Source organism: Tildeniella sp. (assembly GCF_059505325.1).
Map to the genome: position 1 here is coordinate 39,282 of NZ_JCACKI010000010.1, position 16,715 is coordinate 55,996.

The following is a 16,715-nucleotide window of genomic DNA, read 5'->3' on the forward strand; positions in this document are numbered from 1 at the left end:
GAGAGGGAACCGGAAAAGTCCGAAAGCCCTTCTCTCTGGGGAGAAGGGTGGGGATGAGGGTAAATTTAGTTGCACATCGCGTTACCTGATATTAAATATTTGGTGCCGCGATCGCCCATGATCAACTGACTACTCACATCGCTACACCCGTACCTCAAGATGGTTCCCAGGCAAACTAACCCCGTAGTCGGTACTTCATTCGCACAAGCGGACGCGATCGCCACTCGACTTGCCAGTCGTAAAGAGGATTGGGTGCGGCTTAGTGTCGCCGATCGCATTGCCTATCTTGAGCGCTGCCTGCATGACGTGATGGCAGTAGCAGACGCTTGGGCAGAGGCTTGCTGTCGTGCGAAGGGAATGAATCCAGAGGCAACGCTAGCAGGGGAAGAATGGTTTGTAGGTCCGATCGCTACGATGGGATATTTGCGCTTGCTCATCAAAACCCTCAAAGCAAACGGGCAACCGCCTGTCAAACTCTGTGTTCGCCATGGGCAAACGATCGCGCAGGTCTTTCCCGATCACCTGATGGAGCGTCTGCTGTGGCTTGGGTTTAGGGGAGAAGTCTGGCTGCAACCAGGACAGCCAGCTACGCAAGGAAGGGTGTATCGGCAGCCATCCCAGCAGGGAAAAGTGGCATTAGTCTTGGGTGCAGGAAATGTGTCCGCGATCGCGCCATTGGACGCACTTTACAAGCTTTTTGCGGACGATGCAGTGGTGCTGCTCAAAATGAATCCTGTCAACGAGTATATGGGTTCCATCTTAGAAGTAGCGTTTCGATCGTTGCAGCAGGATGGCTTTTTGGATGTGGTGTACGGAGGCGCAGATCTCGGTCATCATCTGTGTCAGCACTCGTTGGTCGATACCATTCACATCACAGGGTCACATCATACCCATGATGCGATCGTCTGGGGTGATACGCCTGCGGAACAAGCACAGCGTAAAGCAGCGAATCAGCCCCGCACCACAAAACCGATTACCTCTGAGTTGGGGTGCGTGACCCCAGTGATCGTTGTGCCCGGTGCCTGGTCAACGGCAGACCTCACTTTTCAAGCACGACACATCGCTGGGATGGTGGCTCACAATGCCAGCTTTAACTGTGCTGCCGCTAAAGTGGTTGTCACAGCGAAGGGTTGGGCGCAACGAGACGCTTTTTTGGCACAGCTTCAGCAGGAATTAGCCCAAACGCCAGCTCGAAATGCTTACTATCCAGGGGCAAAAGAGCGTTACCAGGCGTTTTTGGCACGGTATCCAGAGGCGATCGCGCTAAGCTCAGTCACCATTGCTCCACAGCATTGCGAGGAGCCACAAAACACCCTGCCGTGGACATTCATCCCCAATGTGCCAGCTCGTGCAGGAGAATATATACTCACTCAAGAAGCCTTTTGTGGCGTGTTGGCAGAAGTCAGCTTGGAGGCATCGGATGCGGGAGCGTTTCTCACGCAGGCAGTGGACTTTGTGAATGAGCAGGTTTGGGGCAATTTGTCTTGCACGGTGCTGGTAGACTCACAAACGCAGCAGCAATGGAGCACGGAGGTAGAGAGTGCGATCGCGCAATTGCGCTACGGTGCGATCGGAGTCAACGTGTGGTCTGCCGTCATTTTTTCGCTGAGTGTCTTACCCTGGGGTGCGTTTCCAGGCAATCCACTCGCTAACATTGCGTCTGGTCAAGGAGTGGTTCACAACGCTTACCTGTTTGACCATCCGCAGAAAGCAGTTCTACGCGCTCCGTTTCGCATTCTGCCCCTTCCCATCTGGTTCGCCCGACACCAAAACTTGTTAGCGCTTGCTCAGCAGTTCATAGCGTTTCAAGTACAGCCATCCTGGCAGCGCTGGTTTAAAGTTGTTGTAGAAGCACTGCGTGGCTAGAAAGCATTCAGCATTCAGCTATCAGCTATCAGCTTTCAGCTATCAGCTTTCAGCTCTAAATCCTATGCTGACCGCTGACCGCTGACCGCTGACCGCTTAGTCAACAAGATGCAATTCATGAGTACTTTAGAGCAATAGCGCGTTTTAAGATAAAATTGCCTGAAATCATGTCACGACTTGAGGCTCCGGTTTCGTAGCCTGGATTGCATTCAAAGCCAAGGCGATCGCAATGAAACCCATACCTGCTGCCTCTATAGGAGTTGGCTTTTCACCGAGCTGTAACCAGGCAGCCAGACAACCAACGATGGGGTTCAGCAGCACACCCAAGCCTGCCGTGCCCGCAGAAAGGCGGTTGAGCACATAGAGCCAGAGTAACGTAGCGATCGCCGTACCCGGTATCACGTTGTAGATCAGCGCCAGGATAAATGACCCAGACCACACGATCGGCACAGAAGGAGCAAGCATCGCTGCCAACAGGAGCGGTACTGCGCCAGCTACCGTTTGCCATGCGGTAAATGACAGTAAGTCGAGCTTGACTGTCTGACGGACTCGCTTAGCAACGATCGCGCCGCCTGCCCAACACATACCTGCTAGCAATGCCAACACCTTACTAAGGATCGTTCCGTGCAGATGTTGAACGTCCAGGATTAGCAGTAGCCCGGTGATGCTGAGGGCGATCGCCACCCACTGCAAGCCATGAACGCGTTCGCGCAAAAACAACCAGGCAAACAGCAGCGTCCACAGGGGCATCGTGTAAACCAAGACCGAGGTTCTACCCGCACTACCACTCACCAATGCCAGCGTTGCAAAGCCATACACACCACCAATTTGCAAGACACCTGCCCAAAAAGTCGCTGGAATCTCTTTTGGCAGCAGCGGTTTACGCAAACACACCAGCGCTAACAGCAAACTCAATGCACCCAGCACAATACGCAGTGCCGCAAATTGAAACGGCGGTGCATATTGTACAGCAATCTTCATTTGCACCCAGTTATAGCCCCAGATCAACGCCAGCGCCAAAAGCGCCAGGAGAGCCGTCCAACGTGCAGGTTCCGGTTTTGACATAAAGTTTTTCTTGGGAGTGGTCGAGCAGTCAGCGGTCAGCGATGAGTACAGATTGGCGACTGATTGCTGACTGCCGATCGCTCTCCCAAACCATAGAGCTTAGTTTCAACAAGCTCTCAGCAGGTAACGCCCTAAGCGCGCAATGCCCTACATGAGTGCATCTTCTGCATGGGTTTGAATGGTGCAGTTTGATGTGGGATAGGCGTAGCAGGTGAGCACGTTGCCAGCGGCAATCTGATCGTCGTCCAGAAAAGACTGATCCGATTGGTCAACCGAGCCTTCTAACAATTTGCCATTGCAAGACGAACACGCGCCAGCACGGCAGGAGTAGGGGAGATCCAGCCCGTTATCTTCAGCGGCATCGAGAATGTATTGGTCGTCGGGCACGTCAATAGTGGTATCTAAGCCCTCTGTTTCATTGACGAGTCTGACTTGATAAGTTGCCATATGTAATCCTTCGATTGATCTTTAATTGAAACTGGTGAAACTGTCGATCGCCATTACGCAACAATCGCTTTTGTAGTCTGCCTTGAATGGTGTACCAGTAGCAATCAATCTACAGAAGGAGGCGTTTTGGTAAGGCGTGGGGTGCAAGTAGCTTTAAGCGTGACGCTATCTTTAACTACTCATAATACTTCTCAGCAAGAAACCTCACAGTTTTTCTTTGCTGTGGTCTAAAGGCATTAAAGTGTGCCTTGCTATCACTATTTGGCAATTGGCACGAGAAGGCTGGACAATCAGCGCGATCGTTCCAGGCAACCATTTCAAAGTCTTTGCAGCGATTCTCAAAGAACGCTTGCGTTTGCTTGCTTGAAGTTTTGTAGCGTTGCCACTATGTTGCTTGACATTGCTCAACCTTGATCGTAGGTTTCTTTATTGAGGATTAATCTCAATTAAAGTCTTGATCTTTTCTCTGGATCTTTCGTAATTGAGACAACGCTTCAGGATTGAGACAACATAGGAGCAGCGTGAATCGGCAATGAGTATTACTAGGCGAGTGTTTTTAGGCGCTGGTGTCGCCGCCACGGCAATAGCAGTTGATCAGTTTAGGCGATCGGGGCTGGGGTTTGCTCAGTCAAATCGGGTGCTAAATCTCTACTCGGCGCGTCATTACGACACAGATAATGCCCTCTACGAAAGCTTTACGCAAAAAACAGGCATCAAGGTCAATCTGGTTGAGGCAGAGGCAGATAAGCTGATTGAGCGCATTAAAAGCGAAGGAGTAAACAGTCCAGCAGATGTGCTGATTACAGTAGATGCTGGGCGCTTGTGGCGCGCACAGGAGGCAGGCATTTTGCAGCCTGTGACATCAAAGGTTTTGCAGACGACCGTACCCAAAAGCTTACAAGAGGTCGGCGGTCATTGGTTTGGTCTTTCTCGACGGGCACGGGTCATTGTTTACAACAAAGAGCGGGTGAAGCCGTCAGATTTATCAACCTATGAAGATCTAGCCAATCCCAAGTGGAAGGGTCGTCTTTTGGTGCGATCGTCGAGTAGTGTTTACAACCAATCTCTGACGGGAGCAATGCTGGCAGCCCTCAAAGCGCAGAAAACGGAAGCATGGGCAAAGGGTTTGGTTGCTAACTTCGCGCGTCCGCCAGAAGGAAATGATACGGCACAAATTAAAGCCGTAGCGACAGGCGTGGGCGATGTGACACTGGTCAACACTTACTATGTTGCCCGCCTTTCTAAGTCGAAGAAAGCAGAAGATCAGGACGTTGCTTCTAAAATCGGCGTGTTTTTCCCGAACCAGGGTAAGGGCGATCGTGGCACCCATGTCAACATCAGTGGTGGTGGCGTGGTGAAAACTGCACCCAACCGGGATGCCGCCGTGCAGTTTCTGGAGCACCTTGCCAGCCCAGCCGCCCAGTCAATTTTTGCGGGTGGCAACTACGAATATCCCATTCTAGACAAGGTTGCGATCGACCCCATTGTGAGCAGCTTTGGCACGTTCAAAGCAGATGCACTCAATGCCGCCGTCTATGGGCGCAACAACGCTGAAGCCTTGCAACTGATGGATCGAGCAGGATGGAAGTAAGGGATAAGGGGTGAGAGGTGAGGGAAGGTTTTTGAGTTTTGAGTTCTGCCTCCCCACTCCCTACTCCCCACTCCCCACTCCCCACTCCCCACTCCCCCGTCTCGATCGACTGATCCCAAAACTGAGCACAATCACGGGAATGATGCCCACCAGGACAATTGCCAGAGCCGCACCGGAGGCTTCTGCCAACCGTTCATCTGATGCCAGATTGTAAACGCGCACAGCTAACGTATCGAAGTTAAACGGGCGCACAATCAGGGTGGCAGGCAATTCCTTAATGACATCCACAAACACCAGCACAGCCGCCGCTAAGAGTCCACGCGTCATGAGCGGCACATGGATTCGTGCCAGTATACTAGTTGCGTTATGTCCCAGACTACGAGCGGCATCGTCCAGACTGGGCTTAATGTTGGTTAGGCTGGCATCAATTGTGCTGAACGAGAGCGCTAGGAACCGGACGAGATAGGCGAAGACGAGGGCAGCGATCGTGCCACTCAGCAGCAAACCGGTCGAAATACCGAAGGTCGATCGCATCCAGGCATCGATCGCATTGTCTAGCGTACCGATGGGAACCAGAATGCCGACGGCAATGACCGCTCCAGGCACGGCGTAGCCCATTGATGCCATTTGGGTTGCCAGTCGCATTCCCAGCGTCGGGCGCAACCGCAACCCATACGCCATGATGACGGCAAAGATAACGGCAATTCCTGCGGTCAAGGCTGCCAGCGTGAGGCTATTAGTGGCAAACGTCCAAAAGCGGCTATCAACCGTTTGTTCTGCATTCTCCCATGCCATTTGTGACAACAGCATTCCTGGCAGCAAAAAACCGAGGACAATGGGCAGCAGGCAGGCGATCCAGGCGGCGATCGCCCGTACTCCTCGTAAGCGATAGCTGGGTAATGCCTGTTCGCGCTGCGACGTTTGATAATAGCGCGCCTGCCCACGCGACCAGCGTTCCAGTAGTACCAGCCCAAAAATCAACAGGAGCAACAAGGCTGCTAGTTGGGTAGCTGCCAGACGTTCATTCATACCAAACCAGGTGCGGTAGATGCCTGTGGTGAAGGTATCGACCGCAAAAAACTGTACAGTGCCGTAATCGCCCAAGGTTTCCATCAGTGCCAGTGCCAACCCTGCGACGATCGCCGGACGCGCCAGCGGTAGCGAAACGGTAGTAAAACTGCGCCAGGGGCTACAGCCCAAACTGCGGCTTGCTTCCAGAGTGCCGACTGATTGAGTGAGAAAGGCGGTTCGTGCGAGTAAGTAAACATAAGGATAAAGGACAAGCACCAGCATCACGATCGCCCCCCATAGCGATCGCACATTGGGAAACCAGTAATCCTGCACGCTCTTCCAGCCAAACCAGCCGCGCAACGCCATCTGCACGGGACCGTAGTATTCTAGAAACTCGGTATAGGTGTACGCCAGGATATAGGCGGGCGCTGCCAATGGCAACAGCAGCGCCCATTCAAACAGGCGACTTCCCGGAAAGCGACACATCGTCACCAACCAGGCAGTGCCCGTGCCCAGCACCACCACTCCAACCCCAACGCCCAGCATAAGCCAGCAAGAATTAGCCAGGTAGGTTCCCAGAACCGTTGCTGCTAGGTGGCTCCATACGGATCTTGAGTCAGTCAAAAGACCACTCAGCACCACTAGCAGTGGCAAGGAGATGAGAGCGGCGATCGCCATGACCAGAACTGTCCACCCGCTAAAGCGAGCTTGCTGAACACGCCAGGGCTTGCCACCCGTATGAAAATTTTGCATCAGCTACCGCAGCCCCGTTGCGTTTCTATCGACCAAGCCCACTGATGCATAAGCTGACCAATGAGCATGATTTCAAAGATTACTTTACTACGGTGTCAGAATTGTTGATGATGAGTCTCAATAAGATGCTTTCGCTACACATAAGGTAACAGCAGTTCATGGTGCGATCGGTGATTTTGCGGCTCGACGGTATTACCAGGCAGTTCTCGCGCGCATCAGCGCCAGCCGTCAACAACCTGAGTCTACAGCTCTATCAGGGCGACCTCTTAGGACTTTTAGGTCCTTCTGGCTGCGGCAAGACAACGCTGCTGCGGCTCATTGCTGGCTTTGAACCACCTGATGCTGGCACGATCGCGTTGGCAGACCGCACGGTAGCTGGAAGCGGCAACTGGGTTTTGCCAGAGCAACGTGATGTGGGCATGGTCTTTCAGGACTACGCTCTGTTTCCTCACTTGACCGTGGCGAAGAATGTCGCGTTTGGTCTGAGACAGCGACAGCACAAAGGCTTACGGCATACTACAAAACAGGTAACTCACCTGATAAAAGCAGCGATCGCGCAGGTAGGACTGGCAGGGTTGGAAAACCGCTACCCCCACGAGCTATCCGGTGGGCAGCAGCAACGCGTTGCCCTTGCCCGTGCGCTGGCTCCTCAACCCGCCCTCGTTTTGTTAGACGAACCGTTGAGCAATTTAGATGTTCAGGTGCGGCTGCGGTTGCGTCAGGAAATCCGCGATGTGCTCAAAGCAACAGGCACTTCTGGCGTATTTGTCACCCATGACCAGGAAGAGGCGCTATCGATCGCCGATCAGGTGGCTGTCATGCGAAACGGCAATTTGGAGCAATTTGGTACACCCGAAACGATTTATCAGAAGCCTGCAACCCGGTTTGTGGCTGAATTTGTCACTCAGGCAAACGTTCTAGCAGCGAAGTGGAACGGCGATCGATGGGAGACAGAGATTGGTTGCTTTGAGGGTGGCAGACAGAACACAGAAGACACCAGACAGCAACCAGCAGATTTGATGATTCGTCAAGAAGACCTGCTTTTGGAGCCAGACGAGGCAGGAGTTTTAGTTATTCGCGATCGTCAATTTTTAGGACGGGAACACCGTTACTATCTGCTTTGTCCCTCTGGACGAGAACTCTATGCTCGCCTTCCAGCAGCCAAAGCGATACCCACTGGCACTCGTGTCAATGTACATATCACGGCATCAGCGCTGCAAGTCTTTCCATCAGCATCAGTGCTTCAGCTTTGAGCGGTCAGCGGTCAGCGGTTAGCGGTTAGCGGTCAGCGGTCAGCGGTCAGGGCAAAACTCAGGAATGCAAAACTTAGCCTTCAGCCTTTAGCCTTTAGCCTTTAGCTTTAGCCTTCAGCCTGCCATGCGCTGCTCCAACTGTTCACGAGTCAGTTGCTTTGGGTCAAGCACGTATACGGTGCCTCGATCGGTCAACAGCAGATGCAAAAACGTCTTCTCGCCGTTGCTGGCGACCACTCGGTAGATGCCTATACCTGTGTCATCATCTAGGTCATCGAGTTTACCTACCTGGTAGCCCTTCAACTCTAACGTTTGCGTCAATCTACTAGCCACAGCACGCCATTGAGTATCGTCCACCTGCCAGCAGTCTTCGCCAGTTTTGCACCCAGGCTGTGCCTTTGCCAATTGGGAAAAGTCTGCTACTGCATTTTCCAAGTTGGGCTGCGCTTTTGGAGTGACTGGTGGAGGTGAGGGCTTGAGTGTTTGTGGTTTTGGGGTTTGGTTTTTGGGGGTTTGGCGCTTCGGTGGCTGAAGCGGCTTGGCTGGCAGTGTAAGCGGTTTGGATTGCGATGAGGCGATCGCTCGTGCCACTGACGATTTCTGTGGAGCTTGTGAGGGCGTTGGCAGCACAACAGGTTGCTTTGACAGACTTACGACCCTGACTGGTTTGGCGGCGATCGGCGGTTCGGGTGAAGGGGTTGGTAGCATGAGCAACAGTCCGTGTAGCCCTAACGATAACAGCCACATTAACCCAATTGCTTTTTTCGGAGCAGCCAGCAGTTTTTTCACAAGCGTGATCAAGCAGTAAAAATGGCTCTCAGCCATTGCAGCCAAGAAACCTGTCGTACCAATTTTAGAGACTATTGAAAAACTAAGTCAATAAAATCGGCATTGAACAGCATAAGAATCTGCTCGAAGCCACCGCCACCAACGACACGTTCGTTACACTAAGCGGGTCAACTGCACGCGATAGCGGTCTTTTTTGGTCACGGCAATGTCACCGACTTCGACACGACCTTTACCACGAATGGCAATCAGGTCGTTGGCTTTAACGGCGTGGCTGGCGCTGGTGATTTCCTTCCAGTTGACGCGCACATCACCACCATTAATCAGGTCTGCCATTTTGCTGCGTGACATGCCGAAGCCCGCAGAGGCGATCGCGTCTAATCGTAATGACGCTTCGACCGTTGTGAGTTCTTTCTTTTTGGGTTCGCGTACTTTGAGTTCAGCCAGCTCAATGCGGCGAGTTTTCACAGGCACCGATCGTACCTGGTTCAAGTGCAATTCTAAAAATTCGACCAGTTCAAGTACTGCGATTACCTGTGCGCCACGTTCGCCCAGTACGATAATGTCACCGACTTTGTCGCGTACCAGTCCCGTTCCTAAAAGGGCACCCAAAAAATCGCGGTGGGTTGCCTGATCGAACAAAAAATTGCCAGCAATGTCCAAGGCAGCGATTTCCACGTGGGTGCTATCTAAAGGCAACTCGGTACGGGCGATCGCCAGACGTTGCCGTTCTGCCTGCGGGTAGCCGCCCCACGCAACAAGCTGTACCTCAGATAGGCGGCTGAAGGCTTGCTGCACGTCTGCTATCTCTGGCGGCGAGAGAAAATCGGTTTGCACCACGTCCCAGGTTTTGATTGCCTGATCGGCTTGATCAATGACCCGTGCCACCACGTCCCGGTTTTCAACGCGCTTTAAAAGTTCTTCCCTGGGCAACATAACAGTACTCTGATGACGAGACACTTATTCTAACGAGCTATGAGCGGTACGCGTGACTCATTCCCTAGCCGTTGGAGGAAACTATACTGTTGTGCAGATTTCAGGCTTGCTGGAATTCGTTAAAAGATAAGAGCGAACGAACTCTTATTGGTTAACGATCGATGCCGCGCACGGTTCAAAAACGATCTACTCAAAAAAAAGCCTCTCAAAAGCGATCTATTCAAAGGCATCTGCAAGCGGTAATCACATCTGATCCGATCGAGTCTGCTGAAGCGATCGGCTTGCGCTATGTTGCTGACGATCGCCCTGGCATCCAGCGCCAACGATCGGGCAAAAAAGGCTTTGCCTACTTTGATGTGAAGGGCGATCGTATTCGTGATTCAGAAGAAATTCGCCGGATCAATGCCCTGGCAATCCCACCTGCTTACAAAGATGTGTGGATATGTCCGTTTGCGAATGGTCATTTGCAGGCAACTGGACGTGATGCCAAAGGACGCAAGCAGTATCGCTATCATCCTCTATGGCGATCGATCCGTGACCAAAGTAAGTTCACTCGCATGTTGATGTTTAGCCAATCATTACCACAAATTCGACAGCGTTTAGAGCATGATCTTTCCCTGCCAGGATTGCCGAAAGAAAAAGTGCTGGCGGCGATCGTCCGCTTGATGGAACTCACTCGCATTCGTGTGGGCAATGAAGAATATGCCCGTTCTAACCAGTCGTATGGCTTGACGACCTTACGAGATGAGCATGTAAACATTGCAGGCTCCAAACTACAGTTTCAGTTTCGTGGTAAGAGCGGCGTTGAACACGACATCGAGCTTGCCGACAAACGCTTAGCCAAAATCGTCAAGCGCTGTCAGGATATTCCTGGTCAAGAACTTTTTCAGTACCGTGATGAGGCTGGGGAATATCAGGCGATCGACTCTGGCGCAGTCAATGATTACTTAAGAGCCATCACTGAACAAGACTTTACGGCTAAAGATTTTCGCACCTGGGCAGGCACCGTACTGGCAGCATCAGAGCTGTCAGATATCGGCACATTCACATCCGAAACGGCGGCTAAAAGAAATATTGTGCAGGCAATTAAAACAGTCGCTTCTTATCTCAGAAACCGCCCTGCAACGTGCCGCAAATACTATGTGCATCCCGCCATACTGGAGGCGTATATGAATGAATCGTTGCACCAAATTATGGAGAAATACGCCGTCAATCTCGGCGAAAGTAGTCATGCACTGAAGCCAGAAGAGTTAGCAGTCGTCGCTATTTTGGAGCAACAATTAATGCAAGAAATCCAGCAGAACGCAGCATGTTAATAAGCTAGGACTTAGAGGTTGTTTGAAAAGTGTCTGGCGGTTAAAACCGCGACTACGTAAACAAAGTCCGCCTGCGCGGACTACCGCAGAGTAAGGGTTTTATCACCTGCAACGGCAGGTTTTGCCTCTGTAGCCGCGACTTCAGTCGCCAAGGCTACAAGCATCTGGACTTTTAAAACGTCCTCTTACGTACAAGGGGTTTAGATCCCCGACTTCTGATCAAAACTTAGCCATCAAAGCCTGCGCTCTTGTAGAAGTCGGGGATCTTTGCGTAAGTCCAATAAGTGTCAACTTCAATGCGTCTAGTTTTGGGTGTCGCACTCGACTTGATGCGAATGGATGACTTAGGCACATCAAACGCTTTAGCCAGCAGTTGAATGAGTTCTTGGTTCGCTTTGCCGTCGATCGGAGACGCTTTGAGTTGAATCGTCAGGCTACCGTCATGTTTGTGACGAATCGTCTGCTGCCGAGCATTGGGTTTGACTTTGACGCTGAGAATTTTCACTGGAAGCGAGTCGTAGGGGTAGGCTTGGACGACAGGCGATCGGTCTTGCTGTTGCTTGTGGCAAAACCTACCCCTACTTGCAAGAGGCGTTACTTGATAAACAGCATCTCCTGATACTTGGGCAGGGGCCACAAATCGTCTGCTACTTCACCTTCCAAAGCGTCAGCATACTCGCGCACTTTATCCATCATCGGACGGAGTGTTTTCGCAGAGTACTGCATGTGCTCTTCTGTCGTTGCAAAGTCGTGCTTGCTTAGAGCATCACTTAGTTTGCTAACAGTATCCGTTAGCAACTTGGTGAGGGAGGCAACTTTTTCGGCGCTTTCCGTTTCTAACTCGAGTCCGATCGCCTTCAAACTACTGATGGTGCTCGACAGTTCAGACAAGTAGCGGAACGCCGCAGGATAGATCACAGTTTTTGCCAGACTGATGACCAGCTTGGCTTCCATCTCAATCACCTGAATGTACTGCTCAGAGTAAACTTCAAAGCGGCTTTCGAGTTCAACCGCAGACAGTACGCCTGTTTTTTCAAACAGTTCTTCGATGTACTTTTCTTTTAGCACTGGCAGGGCATCGGCAGTCGTTGGCAGGTTTAGTAAGCCCCGTTCAACCGCTAGCTTGTGCCACTCTTCGGAATAGCCGTTACCACCGAACACTACTGGACTATGCTGATCCATCACTTCTTTAAGGACGGTGTAGGCAGCAGCGCTCATCTCGGCACCTTTAGCCAACTCAGCCTCTAGCTCATCGGCAACCCAGGTTAAGGAATCAGTGAGAATGGTATTCATTGCCACCAGTGGTCCAGAAACCGCCTGGTTAGAACCGACTGCCCTGAATTCAAAGCGGTTACCTGTGAAAGCAAACGGTGATGTGCGGTTGCGATCGCCCGGATCTTTGGGGAATTCTGGTAAGGTATCGACACCCAGATTCATCACCCCAGCATGGGCGGAATCCTTTACCTCTCCTTTCTTGATCTGCTCAAACACATCTTCGAGCTGAGAACCTAAATAGACCGAGATAATTGCAGGCGGCGCTTCGTTGGCACCCAGACGATGGTCATTGCTGGCAGAAGCAACCACAGCCCGGAGGAGAGGACCATATTTATGCACACCCCGAATGACAGCACCGCAGAAGAGCAAAAATTGCAGGTTAGCGTGAGGCGTATCGCCAGGATCAAGCAAATTGCCTTGCGTTGCGTTGCCCACCGACCAGTTAACGTGTTTTCCAGAGCCGTTAATGCCCGCGAAAGGCTTTTCGTGCAGTAGACAAATGAACCCGTGCTTCTTCGCGGTGTTCTTAAGAATGGTCATTGTCATCTGTTGGTGATCGCTGGCGACGTTTGCCGCTTCAAAGAAGGGCGCAATCTCAAACTGACCAGGAGCAACCTCGTTGTGCCGGGTTTTTGCCGGAATACCCAGCCGATACATGCGTTCTTCTACGTCCTGCATAAAGACCTGAACGCGTTCTGGAATCGCTCCAAAATAGTGGTCGTCAAACTGTTGACCTTTGGCAGCGGGTCTACCAAAAAGGGTTCTGCCAGTCAACAGGATATCTGGGCGGCTATTGGCAAAGTGAGAATCGACCAGAAAATATTCTTGCTCGGCACCACAGCTTGAGTTGACGGTTGCGACATCAGTATGCCCTAGCAGTTTGAGCAGTCGGGTAGCGGCTTTGCTCATCACTGCATTAGAGCGGAGCAGTGGCGTTTTCTTATCCAGCGCCTCACCGCTCCACGAGATGAAGACGGTGGGAATGCACAAGGTTACGCCATTATCAGTTTGCATGACGTAAGCCGGACTGGTGACATCCCAGGCGGTATAGCCCCGTGCTTCAAAGGTAGAGCGGATGCCACCGTTGGGAAACGAGGAGCCATCGGGTTCACCCTGTACCAGCACTTTGCCAGTAAACTCTGTGATCACTGAACCATCGCTTTGCACCGAGACGAACCCGTCGTGTTTTTCGGCGGTGATGTTGGTCATGGGATAGAAGACGTGAGCATAATAGAGTGCGCCCTTAGAAATCGCCCAATCCTTCATTGCCGCAGCAACGACACCCGCTGCCGAGACATCCAGCTTGCCGCCTGTTTGCACTGTTTTCTTGATGGCTTTAAAAACATCTTTGGGCAGACACGCCTGCATTTTGCTTAAGGTGAACACGTCGGTTGCCCACAGCTCTTCCAGGCGATTGGGCGTTTTGGGCGGCAACACCTCTCGATCGGTAATCTGACAAATGGCTGCAAAGCGCGATTCATTGCCACTCATAATGCTGGTTCCTGAGGATACTAAACGTACAAAGCGTACTTGGTCACGTGCCGACAAAAGGTATAAACGATAGCAAAGTCGAGAGCGTTTCTGCGATCAATAGATCTGTGGCACAAAAAATTGTTCATTGCGTGGCGGACGTACATAGCCATGGGGAGCGATCTTACGTGGTGCCAGTTCCAGCGGTTCTGGAGTCATATCGATGTAGGGAATTTTGCTTAAGAAATGATGGATGCAGTTCAGCCGAGCGCGTTTTTTGTCGTCGGCTTCGACTGTGAACCAGGGCGCTTCTGGAATATTGGTGTGGGCAAACATGGTGTCTTTTGCCTGTGAATATTCCACCCAACGATCGCGCGACTCCAGATCCATCGGACTCAGCTTCCAGCGACGAGCGGGATCGATCGTGCGGGACTGAAAGCGACGCTCTTGCTCCTCATCGCTCACCGAAAACCAATACTTCAGCAGAATGATGCCCGATCGCACCAGCATCCGCTCAAATTCTGGACAGGTCTGCATGAATTCCTGATACTGCGTTTCTGTGCAGAAGCCCATCACGTGTTCTACACCAGCGCGGTTATACCAACTGCGATCGAAACACACGATTTCACCTGCTGCGGGTAAATGGGGAACGTACCGCTGAAAATACCATTCGGTTTTCTCGCGATCGCTCGGTGTACCCAATGCCACAACTCGACAGCCACGCGGGTTGAGTGGTTCGGTAATGCGCTTAATCGTGCCGCCTTTGCCCGCAGCATCACGTCCCTCAAACAGAATGACAATGCGAGTACCCGTGTGCTTTGCCCAGTACTGCATTTTCACCAACTCTACTTGCAGACGTGCCAGCTCTTTTTCATACTCTTTGCTGGACAGCTTAGAGCTACCTTCACCTTCAGAGATGTAATGAAACACTGCTGGCTCTTTAACTTCGAGCTTGGCTTGCTTACGTTTTTTCAGCTTTTTCTTATCCCTCTTCTTGTCCTTTTTCTTGAGATCTGCCGTTGCAGGGACAGACTCCGCGATCGCTGGCGTAGACGTTTCCCCGTTAGTGTCTTCAGTTTTCATAATGACTCTCAAACGACTGAGATTTAGATTTAGACGTACAGTTCTACGCACTCCTGCCTACCTGAGAGTGTCACCAGCCAAGCATAACGGCAGCAGTCATCGAACGACTTCACGCTGAAACATCTACGAAGAAGCGACCGTATTTCACGGTTGTCCCATGGTAAAAACAGAAAAACCGCGATGTTTGTATCGTAGGCTACATATTGCAGTCGACAGAGCAAACGTTGGCAATCTAAAGCTTTAGCAATAGATTGAAACGCTTGATGCTGGATCAAATTCGCTGGGATTATACCAATTCTACAAAATCGCGCTACAAATTCGTTCTTGCTGCTGACGGCTGACCGCTGACCGCTGACCGCTGACCGCCAGCCAAGGATTGCATCTGTAGCGACAGCTTAGGGAAATGGTATTACGGTTCCTGTAAGGGCAGAAGTTGCCATAGAACCAAAGAAAGCGTTGAGCAATGGAGTCGTTCTGGGTACGCTCTGGTGTAGCTAGAGAGCTAGTGATAAATGTGCCCGTAAAACAATGATCATCTAAATGATAATAATTGACAGTAAGCTCAGGGGCTTTTATGCTTGTAATCTAGCAAGGTCTTTTTGCGCTCATTTGCAGTAGTACCGTTGTTGCAGACACACACCATTAACGTACGCATCAGGAACTGCTGGTTACGCTATGCCCGATCGCTATGCTCTGAATCAACCCGATCGTTGGAGTCGGCGTAATCTGTTGAAAGTCGGTCTGGCAGGGGTTGGAGCCATCGGTGGCGCGATCGCACTGCGGACACTCTGGCAGCCGCGATCGCACACAGTCCACATCCCAACGTCCGACCAACCGCAAGCTGAGCCAAAGGGGTTCACGCCACTTACCACGCTGCGCCAGTTTGACTATGGCACAGTCACAACTGAAAACGGGCGTACCGTTCGTGAGTTCCGCGTCGAAGCACAAACCTCAGCCGTGCAGCTCAACAGCGCGACTTCATTTATTACCTGGAACTTGAACGGACGAGTGCCGGGACCCACCTTTCGCGCGACAGAGGGCGATCGCATCCGCGTCATTTTTTACAATCGGGCTGGGCATTCGCACTCACTACACTTTCACGGTGTCCACAAAGCAGAAATGGACGGCATCAAGCCCGTCCGTAACGGCAGCGTGTTTATCTACGAATTTGATGCCGAGCCGTTTGGCGTTCACCTTTATCACTGCCACATTGCCCCCGTTACGCGGCACATTGGCAAAGGCTTGTATGGAATGTTCATCATCGATCCGCCCACGCCTCGCCCGCCTGCCGATGAAATGGTGCTGATTATGGCTGGCTACGACGTAAATGGCGACCAGAAAAACGAGCTGTATGCCTTTAACGGGATGCCGCATTACTACATGCAGCACCCCATCCAGATTCAGAAAGATCAGCGGGTGCGGCTGTATGTGCTGAACATGATCGAGTTTGACCCGGTAGCAACCTTTCATTTGCACGCCAATCTGTTTCAGGTCTACCGCACGGGGCGACACCTGCAACCCGACGAAGAAACCGATGTCATTACGATGGGGACGGCAGAACGGCACATTCTAGAGTTTTCGTATCGCTATCCCGGCAAGTTTATGTTCCATCCACACCAGGATGCGATCGCGGAAGCTGGCTGTATGGGGCTGTTTGAGGTGGTCGATCGGGCGGCGAAACATCCCTCTGAAGCGGCTGACGCACACCTCATGTAGACGTGCAGAACGGCTTGGCTTCTGGACAATCGCTTGCTCTTAAGAATCTTTCGCAGAAATTTTGGAAGCCTTATTGACAAGTGTTACGACGAACCGTCAAAATAAGCCTCACAAATACTAATAGGAATATCTGGCAATAAGCATCAC

14 protein-coding genes are annotated in these 16,715 nt (G+C 51.7%); 6 read left to right on the forward strand and 8 right to left on the reverse strand.

What is annotated here, in order from left to right:
- The first annotated feature begins 159 nt into the window (after positions 1-159).
- Complete coding sequence (locus AC5JO6_RS04755) at positions 160-1,866, forward strand: aldehyde dehydrogenase family protein (protein ID WP_496079899.1); 1,707 nt, start codon at positions 160-162, stop codon at positions 1,864-1,866.
- Positions 1,867-2,031: 165 nt separating this feature from the next.
- Here AC5JO6_RS04755 and AC5JO6_RS04760 read toward each other — a convergent pair whose 3' ends face one another.
- Together AC5JO6_RS04760 and AC5JO6_RS04765 are read right to left on the reverse strand one after the other, a co-directional pair.
- A complete protein-coding gene (locus AC5JO6_RS04760; RefSeq protein WP_496079900.1) occupies positions 2,032-2,931 on the reverse strand; it encodes a DMT family transporter in 900 nt (299 codons plus the stop codon).
- Between the two features lie 147 nt (positions 2,932-3,078).
- Positions 3,079-3,378 carry a ferredoxin gene (locus tag AC5JO6_RS04765; protein WP_496079901.1) on the reverse strand — a complete coding sequence of 100 codons (300 nt, stop codon included), beginning with the start codon at positions 3,376-3,378 and terminating at the stop codon, positions 3,079-3,081.
- 217 nt (positions 3,379-3,595) lie between these two features.
- Between AC5JO6_RS04765 and AC5JO6_RS04770 the strand changes: the two genes are divergently transcribed.
- Both AC5JO6_RS04770 and AC5JO6_RS04775 read left to right on the forward strand, forming a co-directional pair.
- A complete protein-coding gene (locus AC5JO6_RS04770; RefSeq protein WP_496079902.1) occupies positions 3,596-3,745 on the forward strand; it encodes a hypothetical protein in 150 nt (49 codons plus the stop codon).
- A 165-nt stretch (positions 3,746-3,910) separates the two neighbouring features.
- Positions 3,911-4,969: a Fe(3+) ABC transporter substrate-binding protein gene (locus AC5JO6_RS04775; RefSeq protein WP_496079903.1), complete on the forward strand. Its 1,059-nt coding sequence runs from the start codon at positions 3,911-3,913 to the stop codon at positions 4,967-4,969.
- 60 nt (positions 4,970-5,029) lie between these two features.
- Here the strand turns inward: AC5JO6_RS04775 and AC5JO6_RS04780 are convergent, their stop codons facing one another.
- On the reverse strand, positions 5,030-6,733 hold the full coding sequence (locus AC5JO6_RS04780) for an ABC transporter permease (RefSeq protein ID WP_496079904.1): 1,704 nt from the start codon (positions 6,731-6,733) through the stop codon (positions 5,030-5,032).
- Positions 6,734-6,891: 158 nt separating this feature from the next.
- Here AC5JO6_RS04780 and AC5JO6_RS04785 point away from each other — a divergent pair, with 158 nt between their 5' ends.
- Entirely contained in the window at positions 6,892-7,986 is a 1,095-nt protein-coding gene (locus AC5JO6_RS04785) for an ABC transporter ATP-binding protein (RefSeq protein WP_496079905.1), read from the forward strand.
- Positions 7,987-8,100: 114 nt separating this feature from the next.
- On the opposite strand, the gene AC5JO6_RS04790 is transcribed toward AC5JO6_RS04785, so the two are convergent.
- A complete protein-coding gene (locus tag AC5JO6_RS04790) occupies positions 8,101-8,811 on the reverse strand; it encodes a hypothetical protein (RefSeq protein ID WP_496079906.1) in 711 nt (236 codons plus the stop codon).
- A 117-nt stretch (positions 8,812-8,928) separates the two neighbouring features.
- Positions 8,929-9,708 carry a photosystem II electron transport protein, Sll1252 family gene (locus AC5JO6_RS04795; protein WP_496079907.1) on the reverse strand — a complete coding sequence of 260 codons (780 nt, stop codon included), beginning with the start codon at positions 9,706-9,708 and terminating at the stop codon, positions 8,929-8,931.
- A gap of 161 nt (positions 9,709-9,869) precedes the next feature.
- On the opposite strand from AC5JO6_RS04795, the gene AC5JO6_RS04800 reads away from it, so the two are divergent.
- Positions 9,870-11,024, forward strand: coding sequence for a DNA topoisomerase IB (locus tag AC5JO6_RS04800; RefSeq protein WP_496079908.1), 1,155 nt, complete (start codon positions 9,870-9,872; stop codon positions 11,022-11,024).
- 226 nt (positions 11,025-11,250) lie between these two features.
- Here AC5JO6_RS04800 and AC5JO6_RS04805 read toward each other — a convergent pair whose 3' ends face one another.
- The 3 genes from AC5JO6_RS04805 to ppk2 form a co-directional block, all read right to left on the reverse strand.
- Positions 11,251-11,529 carry a DUF167 domain-containing protein gene (locus AC5JO6_RS04805; RefSeq protein WP_496079909.1) on the reverse strand — a complete coding sequence of 93 codons (279 nt, stop codon included), beginning with the start codon at positions 11,527-11,529 and terminating at the stop codon, positions 11,251-11,253.
- 89 nt (positions 11,530-11,618) lie between these two features.
- Entirely contained in the window at positions 11,619-13,790 is a 2,172-nt protein-coding gene (locus AC5JO6_RS04810; protein ID WP_496079910.1) for a glutamine synthetase III family protein, read from the reverse strand.
- A gap of 96 nt (positions 13,791-13,886) precedes the next feature.
- Positions 13,887-14,852, reverse strand: coding sequence for a polyphosphate kinase 2 (ppk2, locus tag AC5JO6_RS04815; protein ID WP_496079911.1), 966 nt, complete (start codon positions 14,850-14,852; stop codon positions 13,887-13,889).
- Between the two features lie 675 nt (positions 14,853-15,527).
- Here ppk2 and AC5JO6_RS04820 point away from each other — a divergent pair.
- Entirely contained in the window at positions 15,528-16,568 is a 1,041-nt protein-coding gene (locus tag AC5JO6_RS04820) for a multicopper oxidase domain-containing protein (RefSeq protein WP_496079912.1), read from the forward strand.
- The last annotated feature ends 147 nt before the right edge of the window (positions 16,569-16,715 follow it).